Here is a 22,260-nt window from a genome sequence, read left to right on the forward strand (position 1 = left end):
AGTGGTCGACGAGCCGCAGTAAGGTGCACCGGCTCGATGCTGTCGCCGCGGATGCGCCCGGCCAGCCGGCTAGTCCATGATCTCGACCGTCGCCGAACGGCCGGCGACCAGCGCGATGCGATCCGGCAGGTGGTCCAGCGCGATGCGCACGGGGATGCGCTGTGCGAGCCGAACCCAGCTGAAGGTCGGGTTGACGTTTGCGAGCAGGCTCGCGCCTGCCGCGCGGTCGCGATCCTCGATGCCGGCCGCAATGCTCTCGACATGTCCGGTGAGCCGCACCGGCTCGCCCATCAGCCGGATCTGCGCCTTGTCGCCGACGCGAATGCGCGCGAGCTTGGTCTCCTCGAAATAGCCCTCCACATGCAGCGTGTCGGTGTCGACCAGCGCCATCACGCCCTTGCCTGCGGTGACGTAAGCGCCCGGCCGCAGGTCCATATTGGTGATGGTGCCGTTCACCGAAGCGTGCACCTCGCTGCGATCCAGATTGAGCTGCGCGACGGCGCGGTCGGCGACCGCCTGGTCATAGGCCGCCTTGGCCTGCAGCTGCGTCGCCAGAACCTGCTCCTGCTTCTGCTGCGACACCGCATCGGTGGTCAGCGAGCTGTAGCGTTTGAGGTCGGCGTCGGCTTGATCCAGCGTCGCGCGATGGCCGGCGACCGCAGCATCGGCCTGCTTCAGCGCCAGGGCAAAGCGGGCGCGATCGATCCGGAACAGGATGTCGCCGCGACGCACCGGCTGATTGTCCCTGACCAGCACGTCGGTGACGAAGCCGGAGACGTCGGGAGCCACCTGGATCACGTCGGCGCGAACCCTGCCGTCGCGGGTCCACGGCGATTCCATATAGTAGACCCAGAGCGCGCGAGCGACAGCGAGTGCAGCGATGACGGCGACCGCGGTCAGCGCAACCCGGCCGAGCCAGGCGAAATTCCCTTTCATGGCAGAAACTCCGAAAGATAAACCACGACGCCGAGCAGGCATACATACAGGGCGAAATTGAACAACGCGCGATGCCACACCAGCCGGTAGAACCCGAAGCGCTGCATGATCCGGCTCGCCACTGCGCTCAATGCATAGGCAACGATCAGCCACAGCAGCAGCGCCGGAACGAGCACGCCGTAAATGTCGAGCTCATATCTCATGCGGCAAAGCTCTCCTCGGGCTGCGATCGATACGCGGGTGCATCCGGAAACAGGCCGCGGCGGATGCCGACGAGGCCGAGCAACGCATCGTCCCGCGCGCGCTCATTGGGGTCCTTGACGACCGCGGTCAGCGCCGCATCGATGCATGACAACAGTTCGGCCGGCATTGCCTGGTCCGCACGGGCGCGAAACGCCGCCGCGAGGTCGTCCAGCATGTCGTCGATGGCACGCACGGTCACTGCGGCGAGGCCGTAGCGGGCCCGCCGGAGGTCGATGATGTTGAGCCCGATGCGGAGCTGGACCAGGCTGTCGGCATCGCGGCGGTCGCTCTCGGAGATGAAGGCGATCCGCTGGACCAATAGCCCGAGCCGATGCAGCATCAGGCCGGCAAACTGCGCGCGATCGCCGTGGCCGCGCCGTTCGGCCGCGACCGCGAGCGTCTGCCAACTCGACGCCATCAACCGCTTGGCGATCCATTCGGCGCCGACGCCGCGCGCGATCCGCGTCACGATCTCCGCGATCACAACACCGAGGAAGAAGGCGACCGACGTGTTGGCGAAACTGGCGAAATCCGCGCTGTAGGTCGATTGCAGCGCGAGCAGCGTCGCGGTGTTGGCGGCGAGCGCCATGCCGATCGGCGCGGTCTTGGGTCGTGCGATCAAAAAGCCGTACAGGAGGAAGGTCGGCGCCAGTGCCGCGATCAGGACCTCGACATGGGAGATGCCGGGCACCAGCGCGAACTGATAGATTGCGACGATGACGATCGCGACCAGTGAAAACAGGCCGAAGGCCCGGATGCTGCGCGCAGGCTCGTCCTGTGCGGCGAAGAAGGAGCAGGCGACCGCCGCCATCATCGGCGCCGAGGCGCCATCGGCCCAGCCGGTCGCAATCCACAGGCCGCAGCAGATCAGGATGGCGACCGCCGCGCCCGCGGCCGACCACAGCGCCATGCCGTGGTCGCGATGACGGACCGGTGCGGCCCCCGACTCCGGGTGGAACGCCAGCCGGACGCTGGAGATATCCCGGCCCGCGGTGATCGCATCGCCCAGCGCGCGGCAGTCGGCCGAAATGTCGGCAAGCTCGCGCAGCCGGAGCAGCAGGCTGATCGTGATGATGCGTTCCCGCGGCGCGATGCCGTCGAGCGCAGATTGCTGCTCGGCGATTGCGGTGCGGATCTGCTCGCCGGATTGCCGCTGGCGGTCCTCGTCCACGATCCATGCGGCGAGATCGCCGATCAGGCGTTGCAGCTCCGGTTGCCGTTGCAGCGCCGCTTCGCCAAGTGCGGTAAGCCGGTCTTCGATCGACGTGATGATCGGCAACAGCATCAGCATGCGCAGCCGGACCTCGCCGAGGCCACGCACGGTGCCGGCGTCGGCCAGCCGGTCATAGGCGACATGGGTCGCCAGCGTATCGATCTCGACAATGTCGGTCGCAAGACGGAGGCGTTGGGCCCGGCGCGTCTCGCCGGTCCCGCGGTCAAGCAGCACGTCGCGGGACAGACGGCGCGCATCCGACAGCCAACTCCTGATGCGGCCGCCGACCGCCGGCGCGACGCTGCGGGGAAACACCACCGTCGACACCAGGCTCGCACAGATGATGCCGAGCGAGATCTCCTCGACTCGTGCCAGCGCTACATCGAAGATGCTGCCCGGTTCGGCCACCGACGGAAAGCCGATCAGCGCGACGGTATATCCGCCCAGCATGAAGACATAGCTGCGCGGCGTGCCGTCGAGCAGCGATAAATAGAGACAGAGCCCGACCCAGAGCGCGATCGCGAGGCACAGTAGCTCCGGTGCATTGACCAGGTTCGGCACCAGGGCGACCGTGACGCTCGCGCCGACCAGCGTACCGATCACGCGGAAGAACGCCTTCGAGCTGGTCGCGCCGGCCAGCGGCTGCGAGGTGATGTAGACCGTCGCCATCGCCCAATAGGGACGCGGCAGATCGATCGCCAGGGCGATGACAAGCGCCAGCATCGACGCCGCGAACGTCTTCAACGCGAAGATGAGATCCGCGTGGCGGACCAGGAACGGCTCTTCCGCGCGCATGACTATTTCGCCTCTGGAGCAGTCCTGGCTGGCGCAGTCCTGGCGTCCTGCAGGCGGCTCGCCCGCTGCTCGATGAGCTGCAGCGTCTCGAAGGTTACCGCAAGTTCCGCGCTGCCGATATCCTTCAGCAGGCTGGCCCGTACGCGACGCAGCACCCGATTGATCTCCTCGACCTTGGCTCCGCCGGCCGCGGTGAGATGCAGCGTCTTGGCGCGCCGGTCGGTCGGGTCCTCGCGACGCTCGACCAGGCCTTCAGACTGCAGCAGATCGATCAGCCGCACCAGTGAAGGCCCCTCGATTCCCAGTTCATCCGCGAGCACGCCTTGCCGGACGTTTTCCCCCTGGCGGGACAACACCAGTAGCGGAATCGCCGTCGCGTAGGACAGTCCGTGGTCGGACAAGGCCTGATCCGACTCGCGGCGCCAGATCCGGGCCAGTCTGGTCACTAGGCGGCCGATCTCGGCGTGGATATGGGACTGTGAAGGCATGTAAACTAGATAGGATGCGAACTATTAGGATGCAACGATATAGTACGAACATCGCGGATGATCACGCGAATGCGATCCTGCGTGAGGGAGTGTCAGTACTGCTGCGGGATCGACCTCGATGCGCTGGTTATGCTCGGTTGCGGGCGGACCTTGAGCGCGGCGGGTTAGGAACACATCGGGATACAGATGCTTCTGTTCTTGAGGAGATTGTCATGAACAGAAAGCCGGTAACGCAGGATTCCGGACGCTCGAGCGACTGGGGTTCGCACGCGCAAACCGACAAGCCGTGGAAGGGAAACCCGGAGAAGGAGCAGCGCTCCGGAGATGCGAGGCGCTCAGGAGACGCGAAGGCCTCCGGAGACGAGAAGCCGGACCTGGAAAAGTGGCATGAATCGAACACGCATTGATGCGCGGAGATAGCCAATGTCCGCCTTTCATTTCGCGATCGTGAATGATGAGCGTGTGATCGATGCAACCGGTCAGCCGGTTGCCGACCGCGATGAAGCCATTGCGGTGGCCAAGCGGCTCGCCATCGACCTTGCGGAGACCCGACAGGAATATCTGGGCCGCGGCTACTACATCTCGGTGATCGGCAGCGACGCCCGCGAAATTCACCGCGAAAGCATCGACAGTGCCGCGAAGAGCGGATGAACGATGCCGCCCCGGCGGGCGGCAAGAGAGCAAGGCTTCGAGAACAAGGCTTTGAGAACAAGGCCTGGAGAGACCAAATGGATATGGGCCTTGAGATCATCTACGGCATCGGAGCGCTCGTGCTGCTGACCGCTTTGATCTTCGGCGTGCTTCAACACCATTTTCGCAGCAGGCGCACGGTGCAGGCCGGCGAGGAGGTCGTCCGCGAGCGATACAAGCGGAATGAGACCTGACGCAGCGCCGCTGGCGCAAGGAGGAGACGATGGGATTGGCTCAATATGCGGTGATTGCAGCCGGCGAGGAATGGGGCGTCCTGCACGACGGCAATCTCAACGGCGGATACGCCACCAAGGAAGCTGCATTCGAATCCGCGGCGGCCGCCGCGGCTCTGGCGATCAGGATGGGGCACGAGGTCCACGTCAGCGTTCCCGGGCGCGAGGAGGGTGAAGCGGCCCTCACCAAGCGACCCGCCTGATCCAAATCACAGCAGTACGGCTTGCATTCGATGTGACGACGATGCGCGCCAGCGCGCTCTACGGATCGAGCTCAGTATCCCAGTAGAGATAATCGAGCCAGCTCTCGTGCAGATAGTTCGGCGGAAACAGCCGGCCGTTGCGATGCAGCTGATGCACGGTCGGGGCGTAGGGCGTCTGCTTCGGAAACATCTTGGCCTGCTGCGGCGTCAGATTGCCTTTGCGCAAATTGCAGGGCGAGCAGGCGGCGACGACGTTCTCCCAGGTGGTCTGGCCACCCTTGCTGCGCGGAATGATGTGATCGAAGGTGAGATCGTCGCCCGACAGGCAATACTGGCAGCTGAATCGGTCGCGCAGGAAAACGTTGAACCGGGTGAAGGCGGGGTGGGTGGTCGGCTTGACGAAGGACTTGAGGGATACGACGCTCGGCAGCTGGATTTCGAAGGAAGGACTTCGTACCGCCCGGTCGTAATATTCGACGATGTTGACACGATCGAGGAACACCGCCTTGATCGCGTCCTGCCAGGACCAGAGCGACAGCGGGTAATAACTCAGCGGCCGGAAGTCCGCATTCAAGACCAGCACCGGCCAACCGCCTTGCGAGACATGTGCGTTCAAATAACGCTCCTGACTCCCACTAGCTGCGAAGCAGCATGCACTCACATACTACAGGCAGCGTGACGGGATTGTGAAGAGCAATGAGCGGCTTATCCGCCGCGCCCTGCCATGTTCCTGCCCCGATTGCCTCCCGCCCGCGAGGCCCGTAAAGGGAGCCGCAAGGCCCTGTCGGCCAGTGACGGACCCTGCCGATGACCACGACCTCAAGCTATCTCGAGGCGCCGCGCCGGTTGCGCGCGTTCGTGCGCGCGCACGAGACGAGCCTTGTGGTGCTGGCGGTGCTGATCGGCGCCATTGGCGGCCTCGTGGTGGCGGTCATGAGCGGCCTCGTCACGGTGCTGCATTCGGTGCTGTTCAATCTGCCGCTCGGCGACCGGTTGTCGAGCCAGCCCAGCATCGATCCCGTGCGCGCGCTCGTGGTTCCCACGATCGGCGGCCTGCTGCTGGGATTTGCATTCCTTCTGTTGCTCCGGGTGCGGCCGGCCCGCGAAATCGACCCGATCGAGGCCAACGCGCTTTATGGCGGGCGGATGTCGTTCCGCGGCAGCGTGATCGTGGCGCTGCAGACGATCTGGTCAAGCGGCGTCGGCGGCTCGGTCGGGCTCGAGGCCGGCTACACCCAGCTCTCCAGCGGCCTCGCCGCCTCGCTCGGGCGCGGCTTTCACCTCCGCCGCAACGACCAGCGAATCATGGTGGGCTGCGGTGCGGCGGCGGCGATCGCCGGCGCCTTCAGCGCGCCGCTCGCGGGTGCGTTCTACGCTTTCGAGCTTGTGATCGGCGGCTATACGCCGGCCAGCCTGACCCCGGTCGGCGTGGCGGCGGTGACCGGCTACTTCGTTGCCCATGCCTTCGAACCGCTGCCGCTCGGCGTCGGCGTCGGACCCGTCGGCGATGTGCTCGGACGGGATCTTGCGATTGCAGCGCTGCTCGGCATGGTCGCGGCCCTGACCGGCATTGCGATCATGCGCGGGGTGACGCTGTGCGAGGCGCTGCTGACCAAGAGCCGGCTGTGGCCGCCGCTGCGGCCGGCGCTCGGCGGGCTTGCGGTCGGCGCGATGGCGCTATTGACGCCGCAGGTGATGTCGTCGGGCCATGGCGCGCTGCGCTTCGCCGGCATCGTGGCGATGCCGCTTGCCTTCATCGCCGGCGTGTTCGCGCTGAAGGCGGTGGCCTCGATCATCTCGCTCGGCTCGGGCTTTCGTGGCGGATTGTTCTTCGCCACGCTGTTCATGGGCGCGCTCGGCGGCCGGCTGTTCGCCGCCGGCGTCGACATCGTGTGGCCGGGGCTGAACCTCGACCCCAACGCCTATGCGGTGATCGGCATGAGCGCGCTGTCGGCCTCGGTGATCGGCGGTCCACTGACGATGTCGTTCATCGCGCTGGAATCCACCGGCAACCTCTGGCTTACCACCGCGGTGCTGGTCGCGGTCATCATCTCGACCACGATCACGCGCGAGCTATTCGGCTATTCGTTCGCGACCTGGCGATTGCATCTGCGCGGCGAGACCATCCGCAGCGCCGCCGATATCGGCTGGATCCGCGATCTCACGGTCGGCAAGATGATGCGGCAGGACATGACGACGGTGAACGCCGCGATGCCGATCGAGGCGTTCCGCGAGGAATTCCCCCCGGGCTCGAAGACCCAGGTCGTCGCGGTCGACGGCGAGGGGCATTACGCCGGGCTTGCGCTGGTCGCCGAAGCGCATGCGCCCGATATCGAGGCCGACAAGGGGCTTGCCGCGATTCTGCGCTATGCCGATGTGGTGCTGCATCCCGGCATGAACGTGCAGGAGGCGATCGCGGTGTTCGACGCGGCCGAAGCGGAATCGCTCGCCGTGGTCGAAGGTGACCGCCGGCCGATCGGCCTGCTCACCGAAGCGCACGCGATGCGGCGCTACGCGGAAGAATCCGAGCAGCGCCGCCGCGAGGTGATCGGCGAGATTTGATTGCGCGGGAACGCTTTTCGACCCGTCATCCTGAGGAGCCGCGAAGCGGCGTCTCGAAGGATGCACGGCCACCAGCCGGGGGCCGTCGCCCCTTCGAGACGCGCGCGATGCGCGCTCCTCAGGGTGACGGTGATGGAGTGACGGTGGGAGACTGAATCTAAACCTTCTCCAGCTTCTGCAGGCACCGCGTCACGCGCACCGCGGCCGGCATCTCGGTGTCCGGAAAGCTGGTCTTCCAGTCGGTGACGCCGACTTCGCCGACATAGATGTCGCCGCGGGAATCCAGCGCGATGCCGTGCGGCGCCAGGAATTTGCCGGTCTCGACGCCGGGGCCTTGCTCGCCGCCGAGGCGCGCGATGCGCTTGCCGGTGTGATCCACGATCGACAGTCTCGGGCCGAGATTGGGCACCTTGCGATTCACCGCCATGCCAGGGCCGAGTTCGCCGATCACGAAGTTCGGCTGCTTGCCACCGCCGCAGCAGCACAGCGCGCAGGGCCGGTGCAGGTTGTTCCACTGCGTCTCGTATTTACCGTTGCCGTCGAACACCTGGACGCGGTGGTTCTCGCGGTCGGCGACATAGACCCAGCCATCGGCGTCGGTCGCGATGTTGTGCACGATGTTGAACTGGCCGGGGTCGGTGCCGGGCTCGCCCCAGGTTTTGATCAGCTTGCCATCCGGCGCGTATTTGTGGACGCAGGCATTGCCGTAGCCATCGGAGACATAGATCTCGCCCTTCGGCGACAGCGCGGTATGGGTGCAGCGGTGGAACGGCTCGCCGCTCATGAACGGCGCCGGCTTGTTCGGGATGCCGATCGTCAGCAGCACCTTGCCGTCGGTCGAGCATTTGCGCACGGTGTGGTCGCCGTCATCGGTGCAATAGAGATTGTCGTCGGCGTCGATATGCAGGCCGTGGGCACGCGAGAACACGCCTTCGCCCCAGCTCTTGATGAAATTCCCTGCGCGGTCGAGCACCACCATCGGATGGTCGCCGCGGTTGAAGACATAGACACGGTCCTTGCTGTCGACTGCGACGGACGCGACATCGGTCAGGCTCCAGCCGTCGGGCAGTTTTGCGAAGTTCTCCACCACGCGATAGCGGTGTTCGCCGGTGCCGAGGGTGGTTGGCATGTTGTCTCTCCTCTGAGCCGTCATTCCGGGGCGATGCGCAGCATCGAACCCGGAAGCTCGAGATTCCGGGTCTGGTCCTTCGGACCAGCCCGGAATGACGATGGTGGGGTTAGGAAAAATCCGCCCGTTGCCCGACGTCGCGCGGCAACAGGCCTTCCTCGATCGCCTTGATCTGCAATGCGAGATAGCGCGAATTGATGCGGCATTGCGCGAGGCTGCCGGCGATGAACCACAGGCCGGGCTGCGGCGTGCGGGTGTACATGTTGCGCAGCTCCTGGCCGTCGCCGAAGCCCCAGATCGGGCCGACGCGCGCGGCCATCGCCTCGCCGAACAGCTTCTTCACCAGCTCTTCCTGCGGCCGGTAGCCGGTCGCGAGCACGATCAGGTCGGCGGCAATGATCTCGCCGTCTTTCAGCCGCGCGCCCTCGCTGACGAAGGTGTCGATGTCGGCGAATTGCCGCAGCGCGACCGCGCCGCTCGCGACGAGATCGGAGCAGCCGACGTTGAAGTAATAGCCGCCGCCGCGGGTCAGGTATTTGAACTGCCAGCCGGTGCCGCTATCGCCGAAATCAAGCTTGAAGCCCTTGCGCGTGAGGCCGTCGAGCAGCGGCTTGTCGAGCTCTTTCGACTGCTCGGTCATCAGCACATGGCTGCGTTTGGCGAGCACGAGCGGCATCGAGGTCGCGATCAGATCATTGTCCTCGAGCGTACCTTCATTGTAGGCGGCATAGGCCAGCTGCGCCGACGGCTCGATATTGGTGATCAGCGTCGAGGAGCGCTGTACCAGCGTGACCTCGGCGCCCGAGGAATGCAGGTCCTGCGCGATGTCGTGGCCGCTGTTGCCGGTGCCGATCACGAGCGCGCGCTTGCCGGTCCAGTTCTCGCCGTCCTCGTAGCGGCTGGAATGCATCACCTTGCCGCCAAAATCTTTCAAGCCGGGGATGTCGGGCAGATTGGGAATGCCGCTGACGCCGGTCGCCATCACGACATGGCGCGGCTGCATTGTCCGTGTCGTGCCGTCGGCGCGGCGCAGCTCGACGGTCCAACGCCCATCCGCATCGTCATAGCTGCCGCCGACAAATTCGGTGCCGGTCCAGAAGTTCAGCTCCATGGCGTCGACATAGGATTCGAACCAGTTGGCGAGCTTGTCCTTCGGGATGTAGGTCGGCCAGTTCGTCGGGAATGGCATGTAGGGCAAATGATTGACCTGTACCTGGTTGTGCAGGGTCAGCGCGTGATAGCGCTTGCGCCAATTGTCGCCGACGCGCGCCTCGCGGTCGACGATCAGCGCGTCGATCTTGAGCTGCTGCAGCCGCGCGGCGATCGCAAGCCCGGCCTGTCCGCCGCCGACCACCAGCACATCAGGGTTGCGGTCGGCATATTCGGCGGATGCCTTGCGCAGGTCGAGCCAGTTGGGGCCGCGGAAGTCGCGCGAATAGGACTGCCCGCGCGGCCTGGTGTGGCCCTGCTGCTCCTCAAAACCCTTCAGCTCCTCGAGCGCCGTCAGCAAGGTCCAGGCCTTCAGGCGATCGTCGTCGGCGGCATCGGGGATCAGCCGCACGATGCCGTGGCCGCGGCCAACCGCCGTCTCGAATTTGAAGATCGCCTCGATCGCATGGGTACCAGCGCGCGTCACCCGTCGGGGCGGGGCGCGATCGGCATCGATGCGGAAGTCATGCGGCGCGCTGTGACGCGCATGCGCCGGCAGCTCCTCGATGATTGCGAAGGCCCGGTTGACGGTCTGGATGTTCCAGCTCAGCGCCAGCACGTCGCGCCAGTAGCTGTCGGGATGGAACAGTGGCTTCAGCAGCACATCGTCCGGGCTCGCCAGCGCATCTTCGAACTGCACAAGCCAATTGTCGGCGGCGACCGAAATATCGTCCGTCTTGTCGAGCATTGAGCGTTTCTCGCCATCGGCCGCCTTGCTGATATTTTCTTGGCGGCGTTCCCTTTCCGCGAAGCCTATACCCATTCGAAGGCGTGCAGAAAGGGCGCGACGAGATAGCGCCTATTCGGCCAGCGACAGGATCAGGCCTTGATCCGGTGGAACGCGGCCTTGCAGGGTATCGAGATAGGCCTCGCGCACCGCGGCCGGGCCGCGCCGCTCGACCACGTCAAGCCAATTCGGCAGATGCGGCACGAGCTCCGCCCATGCGGCGCCAAAACGCTGGTCGATGCCGCCGGGACCCCATTCCTTGGCGCGCTTGCGGATCTGGTCCGGGAGACCGGCTTGGCGCCTGGCAGCGTCGGCTCCTCCGGCTCGCTCGCACGGTGCGTCAGCCCGACCCGGCCGGAATAGACCATCTGCGCGCCGAAGTGCCGGTGCAGACTTTCGCGCAGCGCACTGTTGCCGGCCATGTCGACATAGGCTGTCGGCTCGGCCGCCGGGATCGCGGCGACCTGGTCATAGGTGACGACCTCGTCATAGCAACCGAGCGAGCTGACGAAATCGACATTGCCCTTGGAGGTCAGCCCGATCACGGGGATACCCCGCTTGTGCACGAGATGGGCGAGGCCGAACGCGGTCTTGCTCGAGGCCGACGACAGGATGACGCGGCGTGCGCCGTAGAACGCATTCTCGGCGAGGGCGTCGTCGACCAGGAACGACAGCATGAACAAGGGCAGCAGCAGTGCGCGGAAATCGCCCTGCTGGCCGGCATAGGTCGGATCGCCGGAGACGCGGGCATAGGCGTTGTAGACCGGCGAGACCTCCTGCCGGTGTGCCGCGCCATCGCGCAGGCCGCGCTTGTTGACGTCGGCCGCCTCGATCACCAGATGGGCCGCCATCGGGAGATAGCCGAACAGCGTTTCGCCGACGGCGATCATCGGATGTTTCGAGATCAGCACCTCGCCAAAGCCCCACACCGGGATGATGCCGTAGCCCTCGGGCGCCGGGAACAGATGCCAGTATTTCAGCTGCTCGCCGATCACGGCGTAGGTGATGTTGTTGGCGGTGAAGGCGAAGCGGGTCACCTTCACCAGCAGCGCATCGGCCGGCAGCGCCGCGGCATCGGGCAACTGCGTCTCGATCACCCTGCACTGTTGCAGGTCGTTGCGGATGACGATGAAGTCGGTCGAGTTCATGGCGATGATCCCAGCTTCCGATGCGCCGGCATCGTTGCGTCGATTGCCGGCCTTTTGCAACAGCAACTAAGTTTCAAACGCCGTTCGCTTCGCCGTTACATCGTTCAGCGAAGCTGTCCTTCGCGGTAGAGGTCGCGCAGCTTGCGCTTGAAGATCTTGCCGGTGGCTTCCCGCGGCAGCGCGTCCATGAAGCGGATATCCTTGGGCACCTTAAAGTTGGCGAGCTTGCCGCGGAGAAAATCCTGGATCGCGCTGATCGACAGGGTCGCGCCGGCTTCCGGCTCGACGCAGGCGAACAGCCGCTCGCCGTATTCGTCGTCGGGAACGCCGAACACCGCGCAGTCGCGGACGCCTGCCATGCCGATAAGGGCATTCTCGATCTCGGCGGGATAGATGTTGACGCCGCCCGAGATCACCATGTCGCGCTTGCGGTCGCACAGGAACAGATAGCCGTCCGCGTCGAGATAGCCGACATCGCCGACGCTGATCAGGCCGTCGTGATCGGCCTCGGCGCGCGCCTTGGCATTGCCGTGATAGTCGAAGTCCGAGATCAACGTCTGACGATGAAGATCTCGCCGGGCTCGCCGAGGTCGCATTGCGTCCCGTCGGGCCGGAAGATCTTGACGATGCCGCCCTCGATCGCGCGGCCGACGGTGCCGGGCTTGGCCAGCGCTTCGGCTGACGAATGCCAGACCGGGATGCCGGTCTCGGTCGAGCCGAGATATTCGTTGATGACCGGTCCCCACCACTCGATCATCGCGCGCTTGACGTCGACAGGGCAGGGCGCCGCGCCATGGACGATGAAGCGCAGCGACGACAGGTCGTAGCGGCGCCGCGTCTCCTCGGGCAGGCGCAGCAGCCGCACGAACATGGTCGGCACCATATGCATGTGGGTGACATGGTGGCGCTCGATCAGTTGCAGCAGATCCTCCGGATCGAAGCGCGGCTCGAGCACGATCACGCAGCCGTTGCGGAACGCGAGCATTCCATAGGAGTGCGGCGCCGAATGATACATCGGGCCGTTCATCAGGATCACCTGATCCTCGTTCGGCTTGACGCCGTAGGTGATGGCACCGACCCGCGCGGCTGCCGCCTGCTGCTCGGGCCGCATCGGCTTGCGCTTGACGCCCTTCGGCAGTCCGGTGGTGCCCGACGTGTAGAACATCGGCGCCGCGCCGATCGGTGCGTCGGTCAGTGGTTGGTGCGTCTCCCGCCAGACGTCCCAGTCGGTCGTGCCGTCGGGCACGCGGGTGAGCGCCGGCGCCACGCCATAGGCCGCGGCAATCTCCGGCGGCGTCGTCACCACGAGCAGCTTGATTGCCGGCGGTAGCCCGTCGCGGATCTGCGGCAGCAGATCGGCGTGGCAGACCAGCGTGTCGGCGCCGCTGTCGGACAGGATGTAGGCGACCTCGTCGGCCTTCAGATGCCAGTTGATCGGCACCACCGGGCTGCCGAGCGCGGCCGAAGCCGCGACCACCTCGAACAGCGCGAAATCGTTGCGCAGCATCATGCCGACCGGCTTGCCGCCCTGCACGCCGAGCGCCCGGAAGCCGCTGGCCGCCCGCGCGATGCGGGCGTGAATGTCGCCGTAGCTGATCTGTCTTTCGCCGCTGATGATCATGTCGCGCCTCGTCTTCTAGCGATCGTCCAGGATCTCGCCGAAGCTGATCCAGCTCTTGCCGTTGAACCGGCGCAGCCGCAACTGCTGGAACGGCAGGTAGTCGTCCGGCCCGGTCGATACCGTCATGCCCGGCAACAATAGCGGCAGCGGAACGTCGCGCAATGACGCCGCCTGGCGCATGATGTTTTCGCGGCTGAAATCGTTCTTGCAGGCCTTCAGCACGGCCATCAGCAGTGTCGCATAATGATAGCCCGCCGAGTAGTTCGAGTTGCTGAGGTCCGCATTGGGCAGGTACTGCTTCATGAAGGCAAGATAGTCCTTCACGGCGGGATCATCGGCCCATTGCGCATCCATCGTGTCCTTCTGGTTGCTGGACGAGATCAGGCCGACCGCGTTCTCGAGCCCGGCGGGCTCCAGGAACGAGATCGACGACGCGGAGGTCGGCACGAAGAACAGGTCCGGCTTCCAGCCGATCTCGGCCACGCCCTTGATCATCTGCGGCGTGAACTTGCCGAGCACGACACCGAACAGCACATCGGCACCGGACGCCTTCAGGGTCGCGAGCTGCGAGCTGATGGTGGGCGCTGAGGTCTCGTAGCTCGCTTCCGCGACGATCATGCTCGCGGCCTTGCCGCCGAGCGCACGCTTGAAGCCGGCGACATAGTCGCGGCCGAAATCGTCGTTCTGCGCAAGGATCGCGATCTTTGCGTCGGGCTTGGCCTGCAGCACATATTTGGCATAGACCACGCCCTCAGATTCGTAGGACGCCATGCCTGGCATGGTCCACGGATAGGTCTTCGGGTCGGCCCATTTGGTCGCGCCGCTCAGCACGAACAATTGCGGGATCTTCTTGCTGTTGAGATAGCGGTGCACGGCGTTGTTGGTGGCGGTTCCGAGCGAGCCGAACATCATCAGCACCTCCTCCTGCTCCACCAGCTTGCGGGTCTGCTCGACGGTCTTCGGCGGCGAATAGGCGTCGTCCAACGTGATGAATTTCACCTGCCGGCCGTTGATGCCGCCCTCCGCGTTGACCTTCGCGAAAAACGCTTCCTGGGCGCGGCCGATGGTGCCGAAGCCGGAGACCGGTCCGCTATAGGGCAGCGTCTGGCCGATCCGGATCGCTTCGTTGCCGTTGTCGGCGGCGGCCGTGCCGGCGATCGCGCAGACCGCAAGCGCGGCTGCCAGCGCGTGTTGCGCTCGTTTCATGGTTCACTCCCGGACTTTGTGAAACAGCGTCAGGCGCTGGCGCGCAGAAACTCGCTGCGCGCCGCGGCGAACTCGGACTTGAGCCGCGCCACCAGTTCGGCGACCGGCGGGGCATCGGAGATCTGGCCGATGCCCTGGCCCGAGCCCCAGATGTCGCGCCAGGCCTTGGCCTTCATGTTGCCGCCGGAGCCGAAGTTCATGCTGGATTTGTCGGCTACCGGCAGATTGCCCGGATCGAGCCCTGCCGCCGCGATCGACGGTCCGAGATAGTTGCCGTGCACGCCGGTGAACAGGTTCGAATAGACGATGTCGTGCGCGGCGTATTCAGTCAGCGCCCGCTTGTACCTGATATCGGCGTTGGCTTCCTCGGTCGCGATGAAGCGGGTGCCGATATAGGCGAGGTCGGCGCCGAGCGCGAGCGCGGATGCGATGCTCCAGCCGTCGGAGATCGCGCCCGACAGCAGGATCGTGCCGTTGAACCATTGCTTGACCTCGCGCACCAGCGCGAACGGCGACAGCGTGCCGGCATGGCCGCCGGCGCCGGCGCAGACCAGGATCAGGCCGTCGACGCCCTGCTCGGCGGCCTTGCGCGCGTGCTTCACGTTGATGACGTCGTGGAACACCACGCCGCCATAGGAGTGCGCGGCCTCGACGATCTCGGACGGCGGGCGCAGCGAGGTGATGATCACGGGTACCTTGTGCTTCACGCAGGTTTCCATGTCGCGCATCAGCCGGTCGTTGGAGGCGTGGCAGATCTGGTTGACGGCGTAGGGTGCGACCTTCTTTTCCGGATGCAGCGCCTGGTACTCGCCGAGCTCGTTCTCGATCTGGGTCAGCCATTCGTCGAGCTTTTCGGCCGGGCGGGCGTTCAGCGCCGGGAACGAGCCGACGATGCCGGCCTTGCACTGCGCGATCACGAGCTCGGGCCCCGAGACGATGAACAGCGGGGAGCCGACGACCGGCAGTTCAAGCCTGTTGGCGAGCGAAACGGGCAGCGTCATTTTCGGATCCTCCATGCGCGTCGCCCGGCCGGCAGCCGGGGCGGATCGCGATTTATTGTGATGGCTGGAGCGGTGGCGCTCTTGGCGCGGCAATATAAGGCTGGACGGCTCGGTCATGACGTTCAATATTGAACATCGGATCGACCAGAAATGAACGATGTCGCAAGAAGGGGAGCGGCATGGACTGGGAGCTTTGCAAGACATTCGTCGCGGTGGCTGAGACACGCAGCCTTGCCGGGGCGGCACGGCGGCTGCGCATCAGCCATCCCACCGTCGGCCGCAACGTCGCGGCGCTCGAGCAGCAACTCGGCACCCGCCTGTTCGCGCGTTCCAATGACGGCCTGTCGCTGACCTCGCATGGCCGCAAATTCCGCGAGCACGCCGAAGCGATGGCCGCGGCGGCCTTGCGCGCGGAGGCGGCCGCGTCCGCCACCGGTGGGCAGGCGCGCGGTGTCGTGAAGCTGTCGATCGGCGCGACGCTGGCCGCGCACTGGCTGATGCCGCGCCTCGGCCCGTTCCTGCGCGATCACGCCAACATCCAGCTCGAGATCATCACCCATCCGTTCCCGGCCAGCGTGCGCCGCCGCGAGGCCGACGTGGTGCTACGGCCGGTCGATGCGGGCGAGGAGAACCTGATCGGGCGCAAGATCGGGCGGCTCGGCACCGGCTTCTACGCTTCCCGCGACTATGCGGCAGGCCGCAAGCTGCCGGAGCGGCGGGACGAGTGGCGGGGCCACCATGTGATCGGCTTTGCCGACCAGGCCTCGAACGCGCATCTGGCGCGCTGGAGCGACGTCATCACCCGGCAGGGCACGCTGGTGATGCGCTGTTCCTCGCAGGGCGACATGCTGGCAGCGGCGCGGGCTGGGCTCGGGATTTGCGCGCTGTCCTGCCTGGTCGGGGCCGACTACCCCGATCTGGTGCGGGTCGCGCCGCAAAAGCTCTCGAGCCTCTCCGATCTCTGGCTGCTCGCCCATCCCGATCTGGTCGAGCTTCCCGCGGTGCGCGCCGTCATCGGCTTCGTCACCGACTGCGCGCGCGAGGATCGCGTCAGGCTGCGCGGCTAGAGCGTTTTCGAGCGAAGTGGATACCGGTTCGCGTGAAGAAAACGCGTCAAAACAAGAATCTAGAGCGCCGTTCCGATTCCATCGGAACGGGAAACGCTCTAGGTCGCGTTGTCAAGCACGCGCCCGCAACAGCGTCACCGCGAGCAGGACAAAGGCCGCGCAGGTCCACAGCGACTGCCAGTTCTCCGCCCCTTCGTTGAATCCTGTGTAGATCGCCGTTGCAATGAAAATGCCGGCAAAGATCGACTCCGCCAGTGGGCGGATTCCCTTCGTGGGAGGATTGAGCAGCGTCACGGCCGCAAAGGGCACCGCCGCCATGGTGAGAGGCGCGAAAGGGAAATCAATGAAGCGCGGGTCGAACACGAGACCGATTGCGGTCGCCGTGCCGATCACGACGGTGATCATCAAGGCCAGTCCGTGCAGGGTTGCCAGCACCGATTCAGTGTGGTGACCCTTCGGACCCAACACTTCGAAAAAGCTGGGCGGTGCGCGGCCCGACATCAGGGCGTTGGCGCTCAACACCGGCGAAGCCGTGGCCGCCACCAGCAGCGAGCCCCACACAAGCCAGCCTCCCGTTCCGTAGCTTTCATAGACCAATCTTTGCTCGGCGACGCCAAACAGGATTCCAGCCGTGGTCGCCGATAGCGCGACCGCAAGCCATGACGCGAATGCGGGCTTTCTCGGCTTGCGGCGCAAGGTCAGCCATGCCGCGCCGAAGACGAGGATCGCCAGGCCCATTCCGCTGACCATTTGCAGCTTCCAGAGCGGAAAATTGCTGACCGGTTGGCCCGGCGGATATTTCGGCATGCGCTGCTCGGAATCGAACAGGCCCCAGGAGCCGCCGACCGTGCCCTCGATCTCCCGCTTCCAGCCTTCATCATAGGCCTCGAACAGGTTGACGCGGAAATGCTGGCGCCGGGCAAGGTCGAGGACCTCCGAAACCACTCGCGCCTGATTGATGCGGGACGGCAGCGCGGACTCGCGCATGCGCCCCTCGCTGGGCCAGCCGATCTCTCCGATAAAGATTTCCTTGCCTGGAAAAGCCGCGGCGATCTGCCGGCGCATCTCGTCGGCGTGAGCGGCGGCATCTTCCGCCCGGATTGGAACATTTTCCCAATAGGGCAGGATGTGAACCGTGACGAAGTCGACGGCGTCGGAAAGCTCGCGATTGCTCAGCCAGAATTCCCAGACGTCGGCATAGGTGACGGGCACGGAGACCTGCGCCTTGATCGAGCGGATCGTGGCGGCAAGGTCGGAAGCCGACATTTCCTTGCGTAGCAAGACTTCGTTGCCGACCACGAGCGCGATGATGGTTTCCGGATATTCCTGGGCGAGGCGGATCGCGGTGGCGACCTGCGTTGCATTCTTCTTGCGGTCTCGATCGAGGAAGATGCCCTGGATGACCTTCAGCCCCGCCTTGGCCGCGAGTGCGGGAATCTGATCGAGACCAAGATCGGTCGCATAGGTGCGGATGCAGTCGGATATCTTCGCGAGTTGCGCGAGGTCTTCCGCGATCTGTTCCGGCGAGACCTGCGTCGCCGGCGAAAGCGATGTCTGATTGTTACGGAACGGCGCGTACGAGATGCATTGCACCTTGTCGTTCGGATCGATCGGCGCGCGCGGCAGGTCGACCGGGATGCCGAGCCACCACCACGCCGCGGCGATCGCGCCCAGGGATAACGAGAGAAGCGTCAGCGGGATACGGAAAGAAATCAGGTCCGTCTCCTTGCAATAAGGACGTGCTGCGCGTGCAAAATGGGCGAGGCCGGCAAATTGAAAAACTATATGTCTGCTGATTCTATATCACGCGATCACGCAGTTGGTGTGTTTTTCTCCACGACTACTTTGCACCGGCGATCACGCCCTCGCGATTTCTGAGCACGCGATAATATGCCCACCACAGATGCGCTGCGGCGCCGCGCAGCGGACGCCACGGCTCCGCAAGCGGCGCCATCTGCTTCGGCGTCGGCCGATCCTTCAAGCCGAGCCCGACCTTGACCGCTTCCTGCACGGCGAGGTCGCCCGCGGGCCAGGCATCGCCATGGCCGAGGCAGAACAGCAGATAGACATCGGCGGTCCACGGGCCGATCCCGGGCAGCGCCGTCAGCGTGTTGTGCGCCGCATCGGCCTCCTCATTGGCAAGGACGTCGAGGTTCAGCCGCTCCTCGGCGAGCTCGCGCGCGATGTGCTTCAGCGTCTTGATCTTGGCCGCCGACAGCCCGAGCCGGCCGAGCCGGTCGGCCCGCGCCTTGCGGATCGCGTCATGGTGGAACGGGTCGAACGCCGTGCTGACGCGCCCCCAGATCGCCGCCGCACTCGCGGTCGAGAGCTGCTGGCCGCAGATGATCGCGGCAAGCCCGGCAAATCCGGGCTCGCGCTGCCGGATCGCCGGCATGCCGGTCAGCTCCAGGATCGGGCGCAGGCGGCGGTCCTGGTCGACCAGTTTGTGGATCGCGTCGTCGAGGTCGGCCTGGGTTTCGAGGTGAATCAGCATTTGCGGGGTCTGCACCGGCTTGTCAGGCGCAGGCTTGACCCGCGCATCGATCTCCTATCGTAACAGAGTCTTGTCCGGGCGCATGAACCAGAGACGCCGGGCAAGCCCGGCAATGATGCGTGACCGATGACCATGCCACCCGTTTTCCGCTTCGCGCCAAGTCCGAACGGCTACCTGCATCTCGGCCACGCCTATTCGGCGCTGCTCAACCACGACCTCGCGCGGCAGTCGGGCGGACGCTTGCTGCTGCGGATCGAGGACATCGACGCGACGCGCTGCCGGCCGGAATTCGAGCAGGCGATTTATGAGGATCTGGCCTGGCTCGGCATCGCCTGGGAGACCCCGGTGCGGCGGCAGTCCGAGCATTTCGGCGCCTATGGCGCGGCGCTCGACCGCCTGTCGGCCCAGCGGCTGGTCTACCCGAGCTTCGAAAGCCGGGCCGAGATCGCGCGGCTGGTCGCGGAGCGCGAGGCCGGCGGCGCGTGGCCGCGCGATCCGGACGGCGCGCCGCTTTATCCGGGGCTGGCCAAATCGCTGTCGGCCGCGGCGCGCGACCGGCTGATCGGGCAGGGTGTGCCGTTCGCGTTGCGGCTCGACATGGCCTCAGCCCGCGCGCGCGCCGGTGAGCTGCGTTGGCTGGAAGCGGGCGAGGGGCCGGCTGGCGAGAGCGGAGACGTCGTGGCCCGGCCTGAGGCCTGGGGCGACGTGATCCTGGCGCGCAAGGAGACCCCAACCAGCTACCATCTCTCGGTCGTGATCGATGACGCCCTGCAGGGCGTTACCGATGTCGTCAGGGGCGTTGACCTGTTCTGGTCGACCAGCGTGCATCGGCTGTTGCAGGAACTGCTCGGCCTGCCCGCGCCAAACTACCGGCACCACCGGCTGATCCGAGACGCGGCCGGCCAAAAGCTGTCGAAATCGACCCAGGCGACCGGACTGCGCGAATTGCGGGCGGCTGGGGCGAGCCCGGCCGATATCCGCCGCCTGGTCGGCTTGCCGTAGATTCTGGCCAATTGATCGCATGATGGCGTTTTGCGCGGGCGCGCCGTAAACGTCGCCGTGACTCCGGCACGCCTGGCATGCCATGTTGTTGACCGGGGTGGGGATCACGGAGACCATGGCGTCAAAATCGCGCGCACGGCGCAGCAAGCGGCCATCCAAAAGGACGCCGCCGAAGGCGCGCGCCGCCAAACCGCGTGCTGCCAAGACACGAACTGCCAAAACACGAACTGCCAAGGCCCGCGCCGCCAAGGTGGCGGCCAGGCCGCGCCGCAAGCGGGCCGTGCCCAAGCCGGCCCCGAAGGCCGGTCCCGGCATGGTCGATGCCGCGCTTGCCGCCTTTGCCCATGAGGTGCGGACGCCGCTCACCGGAATCCTTGCGATCAGCAATCTGCTCGCGACATCCGATCTCGGCGAGCGCGAGCGGCGCTGGGTCGACACCATCAAGGCCGGCGCCGAACATCTGGCGAGCCTTGCGACCCTGTTCGTCGACGCCGCCCGGAGCGAGGGGCCGGGGCTCGAGATCCGGCAGGATTTCTTCGACCTGCGCACGCTGGCGCGTCACGCAGCGGATTCGCTCGCCGGCCGCGCGGCGGCCAAGGGGCTGCAGGCTTCCGTCGAGGTCTCCGACCAGTTGCCTGCCTTCGCGGTCGGCGATCCCGTCCGTCTGCGCGCGGCGCTGGAAAATCTGATCGACAACGCGGTGAAGTTCACCGAGCAGGGTAGCATCGAGCTGCGTATCGTGCCGGTGGGCATGGTCAAGGCAAGGTCGGGCGACAAGATCGGCGTCGCGTTCGCGATCTCCGACAGCGGGATCGGCCTGACGCTATCGGAGGTGAAGCGCCTGTTCCGGCCGTTCTCGCAGGCCAACGTCTCGATCGCCGCGCGGTTCGGCGGCGCCGGGCTCGGCCTGTCGTCCGTCAGGCAGCTCGCGCGCGCCATGGGCGGCGACATCGTCGCGGACCGGCGCGCCGGCGGGGGCACCACCTTCACGCTCAAGGTGGAACTGGCGCCCGCCGAAGGGCCGGCCGGCACCGCCTCCGGCGAGAGCGCGGCGGCGCTGCTGTCGCAAGGGCTGCGGCTGCTCAGTGTCGAGGACAATCCGTTCGGCCGCGTCGTGCTCAACACGATCCTGACCGAGCTCGGCCACCACGCCGAATTCGTCGGTCAGGGCGAGGCCGCGCCCGACCGGCTCGCGCAGGGCGCCTTCGACGCCGTGCTGATGGACATGGTGCTGCCCGGCATCGGCGGCATCGAGGCGATCAAACGCATCCGCGCGCTGCCGCCGCCGCACGGTCGCATCATGATTGTCGGGATTTCCGGCCGGGCCGAGGACGAAGCCGCGGCGCGCGCTGCCGGCGCAGACGGCTTCCTGGTCAAGCCTGTGTCCCCGCGGGCGCTCGCGACTGCGCTGCATGAAGCGACACGCCGTGTGGCAACCGCGACTTGATGATCGCCGCGTTCAACTCGCCGCCGAACACGAAGATCGCGGCGATGAAATACAGGAACACCAGTGCGATCACCACCGAGGCCAGCCCCGCATACATCGTGACGTAGTTGTTGGCGAAGCGTGCGAGGTACATGCCGAAGCCGATGCCCGAGAGCAGCGAGGCCACCATGGTGAAGATGATGCCGGGCAGGATTTGCGTGAAGCTGCGACGGCCCGCCGGCAGCCAGGCGTGCAGGATGAAAAGCGCGACGACCAGCGCCAGGATCGTGACGCCGTAACGGGCGGTGTTGAGCAGGCTCTCGTTCGATTCGACGAAGAACGGGATATAGCGCCGCGCCGCCTCGATGATCAGCGGTCCGAGCACGATCAGGAAAGCCATCGCGAGCGAGGTGAACGCCGCGACCAGCGTGTAGCCGATCGACTCCAGCCGCAGCCAGTACCAGCGCCGCGGCTCGATCACGGCGTAGGCACGGTTCAGCGCCACCCGCAGCGCCTCGACGCCGTTGGAGGCGAAGTAGACCGCGAGCACCGCGCCGATGGTCAGGATATCGCCGCGGGTGTTGGTCAGCACGTCGTGGATCTGGCCGGACAGCGCCTCGGCGACCTGCCGCGGCCAGACCTGCAGCATCAGCCCGACCGCCTGGTCGGCGAGTTGCTTGGAGCCGAAGAAGCCGGCCACCGAGGTCAGCACGATCAGGAACGGAAACAGCGCCATCAGCGTCGACAGCGCGATGTGGCTCGCGATCGCCCAGCCGTCGTCGGCGAGGAACGTGTAAAAGGCATCCATCACGACGTGGGTGACGTAACGAAGCTGCTTCACATTCCACCCGGCATTGTCGAAAACCG

Annotated in this window: 20 protein-coding genes and 2 pseudogenes; 8 read left to right on the forward strand and 14 right to left on the reverse strand. The window is 65.8% G+C overall.

The genetic code is table 11. The annotated features are described in order from the left end of the window. Window positions 1-69: 69 nt before the first annotated feature. From J2R80_RS11455 to J2R80_RS11470, 4 genes are read right to left on the reverse strand one after another with little or no spacing between them, the layout of a single operon-like run. Entirely contained in the window at window positions 70-936 is an 867-nt protein-coding gene (locus J2R80_RS11455) for an HlyD family secretion protein (RefSeq protein ID WP_225646561.1), read from the reverse strand. Then, window positions 933-1,139, reverse strand: a complete 207-nt coding sequence (locus J2R80_RS11460) for a DUF1656 domain-containing protein (RefSeq protein ID WP_092080457.1) — start codon at window positions 1,137-1,139, stop codon at window positions 933-935. Before J2R80_RS11460 ends, J2R80_RS11455 begins: the two co-directional genes overlap by 4 nt. Continuing rightward, window positions 1,136-3,187, reverse strand: coding sequence for an FUSC family protein (locus J2R80_RS11465; protein WP_253638604.1), 2,052 nt, complete (start codon window positions 3,185-3,187; stop codon window positions 1,136-1,138). Before J2R80_RS11465 ends, J2R80_RS11460 begins: the two co-directional genes overlap by 4 nt. 2 nt (window positions 3,188-3,189) lie before the next feature. Beyond that, window positions 3,190-3,675 (reverse strand): MarR family winged helix-turn-helix transcriptional regulator, encoded by a 486-nt coding sequence (locus J2R80_RS11470; protein WP_057017738.1) that lies wholly within the window; start codon window positions 3,673-3,675, stop codon window positions 3,190-3,192. 212 nt (window positions 3,676-3,887) lie between these two features. Between J2R80_RS11470 and J2R80_RS43670 the strand changes: the two genes are divergently transcribed. From J2R80_RS43670 to J2R80_RS11485, 4 genes are read left to right on the forward strand one after another with little or no spacing between them, the layout of a single operon-like run. After that, a complete protein-coding gene (locus tag J2R80_RS43670) occupies window positions 3,888-4,082 on the forward strand; it encodes a hypothetical protein (protein ID WP_076827404.1) in 195 nt (64 codons plus the stop codon). A gap of 16 nt (window positions 4,083-4,098) precedes the next feature. Continuing rightward, complete coding sequence (locus J2R80_RS11475) at window positions 4,099-4,326, forward strand: DUF6894 family protein (RefSeq protein WP_057017740.1); 228 nt, start codon at window positions 4,099-4,101, stop codon at window positions 4,324-4,326. Then, on the forward strand, window positions 4,323-4,559 hold the full coding sequence (locus J2R80_RS11480; protein ID WP_253588796.1) for a hypothetical protein: 237 nt from the start codon (window positions 4,323-4,325) through the stop codon (window positions 4,557-4,559). Before J2R80_RS11475 ends, J2R80_RS11480 begins: the two co-directional genes overlap by 4 nt. 29 nt (window positions 4,560-4,588) lie before the next feature. Continuing rightward, on the forward strand, window positions 4,589-4,801 hold the full coding sequence (locus tag J2R80_RS11485; RefSeq protein ID WP_028333636.1) for a hypothetical protein: 213 nt from the start codon (window positions 4,589-4,591) through the stop codon (window positions 4,799-4,801). Between the two features lie 58 nt (window positions 4,802-4,859). Here the strand turns inward: J2R80_RS11485 and J2R80_RS11490 are convergent, their stop codons facing one another. After that, window positions 4,860-5,417, reverse strand: a complete 558-nt coding sequence (locus J2R80_RS11490; protein ID WP_016845270.1) for an HNH endonuclease — start codon at window positions 5,415-5,417, stop codon at window positions 4,860-4,862. 191 nt (window positions 5,418-5,608) lie between these two features. Here J2R80_RS11490 and J2R80_RS11495 point away from each other — a divergent pair, with 191 nt between their 5' ends. Then, window positions 5,609-7,363 carry a chloride channel protein gene (locus J2R80_RS11495; protein WP_253588797.1) on the forward strand — a complete coding sequence of 585 codons (1,755 nt, stop codon included), beginning with the start codon at window positions 5,609-5,611 and terminating at the stop codon, window positions 7,361-7,363. 157 nt (window positions 7,364-7,520) lie between these two features. On the opposite strand, the gene J2R80_RS11500 is transcribed toward J2R80_RS11495, so the two are convergent. From J2R80_RS11500 to J2R80_RS11525, 6 genes and pseudogenes are all read right to left on the reverse strand, one after another. Continuing rightward, a complete protein-coding gene (locus J2R80_RS11500) occupies window positions 7,521-8,492 on the reverse strand; it encodes a peptidyl-alpha-hydroxyglycine alpha-amidating lyase family protein (protein WP_253588798.1) in 972 nt (323 codons plus the stop codon). Window positions 8,493-8,601: 109 nt separating this feature from the next. Then, complete coding sequence (locus J2R80_RS11505) at window positions 8,602-10,389, reverse strand: NAD(P)/FAD-dependent oxidoreductase (protein WP_253638605.1); 1,788 nt, start codon at window positions 10,387-10,389, stop codon at window positions 8,602-8,604. Between the two features lie 111 nt (window positions 10,390-10,500). Continuing rightward, window positions 10,501-11,576 (reverse strand): annotated as a pseudogene (locus J2R80_RS11510) (DUF2855 family protein). Between the two features lie 104 nt (window positions 11,577-11,680). Beyond that, window positions 11,681-13,197: pseudogene (locus J2R80_RS11515) on the reverse strand (acyl-CoA synthetase). Between the two features lie 15 nt (window positions 13,198-13,212). Then, complete coding sequence (locus tag J2R80_RS11520) at window positions 13,213-14,403, reverse strand: ABC transporter substrate-binding protein (protein WP_229190368.1); 1,191 nt, start codon at window positions 14,401-14,403, stop codon at window positions 13,213-13,215. A 29-nt stretch (window positions 14,404-14,432) separates the two neighbouring features. Beyond that, window positions 14,433-15,404 (reverse strand): nitronate monooxygenase family protein, encoded by a 972-nt coding sequence (locus J2R80_RS11525; RefSeq protein ID WP_253588802.1) that lies wholly within the window; start codon window positions 15,402-15,404, stop codon window positions 14,433-14,435. A gap of 179 nt (window positions 15,405-15,583) precedes the next feature. Between J2R80_RS11525 and J2R80_RS11530 the strand changes: the two genes are divergently transcribed. Then, window positions 15,584-16,471, forward strand: a complete 888-nt coding sequence (locus J2R80_RS11530) for a LysR family transcriptional regulator (RefSeq protein WP_057017747.1) — start codon at window positions 15,584-15,586, stop codon at window positions 16,469-16,471. A gap of 111 nt (window positions 16,472-16,582) precedes the next feature. Here the strand turns inward: J2R80_RS11530 and J2R80_RS11535 are convergent, their stop codons facing one another. Together J2R80_RS11535 and J2R80_RS11540 are read right to left on the reverse strand one after the other, a co-directional pair. Then, the gene (locus tag J2R80_RS11535; protein WP_229193515.1) at window positions 16,583-18,145 is read right to left on the reverse strand and encodes a glycosyl hydrolase family 17 protein; all 1,563 of its coding nucleotides are present in this window, start codon (window positions 18,143-18,145) and stop codon (window positions 16,583-16,585) included. Between the two features lie 166 nt (window positions 18,146-18,311). Further along, a complete protein-coding gene (locus tag J2R80_RS11540) occupies window positions 18,312-18,965 on the reverse strand; it encodes a DNA-3-methyladenine glycosylase (protein ID WP_229193514.1) in 654 nt (217 codons plus the stop codon). A gap of 132 nt (window positions 18,966-19,097) precedes the next feature. On the opposite strand from J2R80_RS11540, the gene gluQRS reads away from it, so the two are divergent. Continuing rightward, on the forward strand, window positions 19,098-19,967 hold the full coding sequence (gene gluQRS / locus J2R80_RS11545) for a tRNA glutamyl-Q(34) synthetase GluQRS (RefSeq protein ID WP_076827417.1): 870 nt from the start codon (window positions 19,098-19,100) through the stop codon (window positions 19,965-19,967). A 115-nt stretch (window positions 19,968-20,082) separates the two neighbouring features. Then, window positions 20,083-21,414 carry an ATP-binding protein gene (locus tag J2R80_RS11550; protein WP_076827504.1) on the forward strand — a complete coding sequence of 444 codons (1,332 nt, stop codon included), beginning with the start codon at window positions 20,083-20,085 and terminating at the stop codon, window positions 21,412-21,414. Here J2R80_RS11550 and J2R80_RS11555 read toward each other — a convergent pair. Next, complete coding sequence (locus J2R80_RS11555) at window positions 21,341-22,201, reverse strand: YihY/virulence factor BrkB family protein (protein ID WP_371852129.1); 861 nt, start codon at window positions 22,199-22,201, stop codon at window positions 21,341-21,343. The genes J2R80_RS11550 and J2R80_RS11555 overlap by 74 nt on opposite strands. Window positions 22,202-22,260: the final 59 nt, after the last annotated feature.

This window comes from Bradyrhizobium sp. USDA 4541 (assembly GCF_024171085.1).
Classification (GTDB): domain Bacteria; phylum Pseudomonadota; class Alphaproteobacteria; order Rhizobiales; family Xanthobacteraceae; genus Bradyrhizobium; species Bradyrhizobium australafricanum.

What these genes read in the sequence shown, in the direction of transcription:
- J2R80_RS11530 (WP_057017747.1), top strand. Translation starts at nt 15,584, where the DNA reads ATGGACTGGGAGCTTTGCAAGACATTCGTCGCGGTGGCTGAGACACGC.
- J2R80_RS11475 (WP_057017740.1), top strand. Translation starts at nt 4,099, where the DNA reads ATGTCCGCCTTTCATTTCGCGATCGTGAATGATGAGCGTGTGATCGAT.
- J2R80_RS11460 (WP_092080457.1), bottom strand. Translation starts at nt 1,139, where the DNA reads ATGAGATATGAGCTCGACATTTACGGCGTGCTCGTTCCGGCGCTGCTG.
- J2R80_RS11495 (WP_253588797.1), top strand. Translation starts at nt 5,609, where the DNA reads ATGACCACGACCTCAAGCTATCTCGAGGCGCCGCGCCGGTTGCGCGCG.
- J2R80_RS11540 (WP_229193514.1), bottom strand. Translation starts at nt 18,965, where the DNA reads ATGCTGATTCACCTCGAAACCCAGGCCGACCTCGACGACGCGATCCAC.
- J2R80_RS11485 (WP_028333636.1), top strand. Translation starts at nt 4,589, where the DNA reads ATGGGATTGGCTCAATATGCGGTGATTGCAGCCGGCGAGGAATGGGGC.
- gluQRS (WP_076827417.1), top strand. Translation starts at nt 19,098, where the DNA reads ATGCCACCCGTTTTCCGCTTCGCGCCAAGTCCGAACGGCTACCTGCAT.
- J2R80_RS11555 (WP_371852129.1), bottom strand. Translation starts at nt 22,201, where the DNA reads ATGGATGCCTTTTACACGTTCCTCGCCGACGACGGCTGGGCGATCGCG.
- J2R80_RS11550 (WP_076827504.1), top strand. Translation starts at nt 20,083, where the DNA reads ATGGCGTCAAAATCGCGCGCACGGCGCAGCAAGCGGCCATCCAAAAGG.
- J2R80_RS11525 (WP_253588802.1), bottom strand. Translation starts at nt 15,404, where the DNA reads ATGACGCTGCCCGTTTCGCTCGCCAACAGGCTTGAACTGCCGGTCGTC.
- J2R80_RS43670 (WP_076827404.1), top strand. Translation starts at nt 3,888, where the DNA reads ATGAACAGAAAGCCGGTAACGCAGGATTCCGGACGCTCGAGCGACTGG.
- J2R80_RS11455 (WP_225646561.1), bottom strand. Translation starts at nt 936, where the DNA reads ATGAAAGGGAATTTCGCCTGGCTCGGCCGGGTTGCGCTGACCGCGGTC.
- J2R80_RS11505 (WP_253638605.1), bottom strand. Translation starts at nt 10,389, where the DNA reads ATGCTCGACAAGACGGACGATATTTCGGTCGCCGCCGACAATTGGCTT.
- J2R80_RS11470 (WP_057017738.1), bottom strand. Translation starts at nt 3,675, where the DNA reads ATGCCTTCACAGTCCCATATCCACGCCGAGATCGGCCGCCTAGTGACC.
- J2R80_RS11520 (WP_229190368.1), bottom strand. Translation starts at nt 14,403, where the DNA reads ATGAAACGAGCGCAACACGCGCTGGCAGCCGCGCTTGCGGTCTGCGCG.
- J2R80_RS11500 (WP_253588798.1), bottom strand. Translation starts at nt 8,492, where the DNA reads ATGCCAACCACCCTCGGCACCGGCGAACACCGCTATCGCGTGGTGGAG.
- J2R80_RS11465 (WP_253638604.1), bottom strand. Translation starts at nt 3,187, where the DNA reads ATGCGCGCGGAAGAGCCGTTCCTGGTCCGCCACGCGGATCTCATCTTC.
- J2R80_RS11480 (WP_253588796.1), top strand. Translation starts at nt 4,323, where the DNA reads ATGAACGATGCCGCCCCGGCGGGCGGCAAGAGAGCAAGGCTTCGAGAA.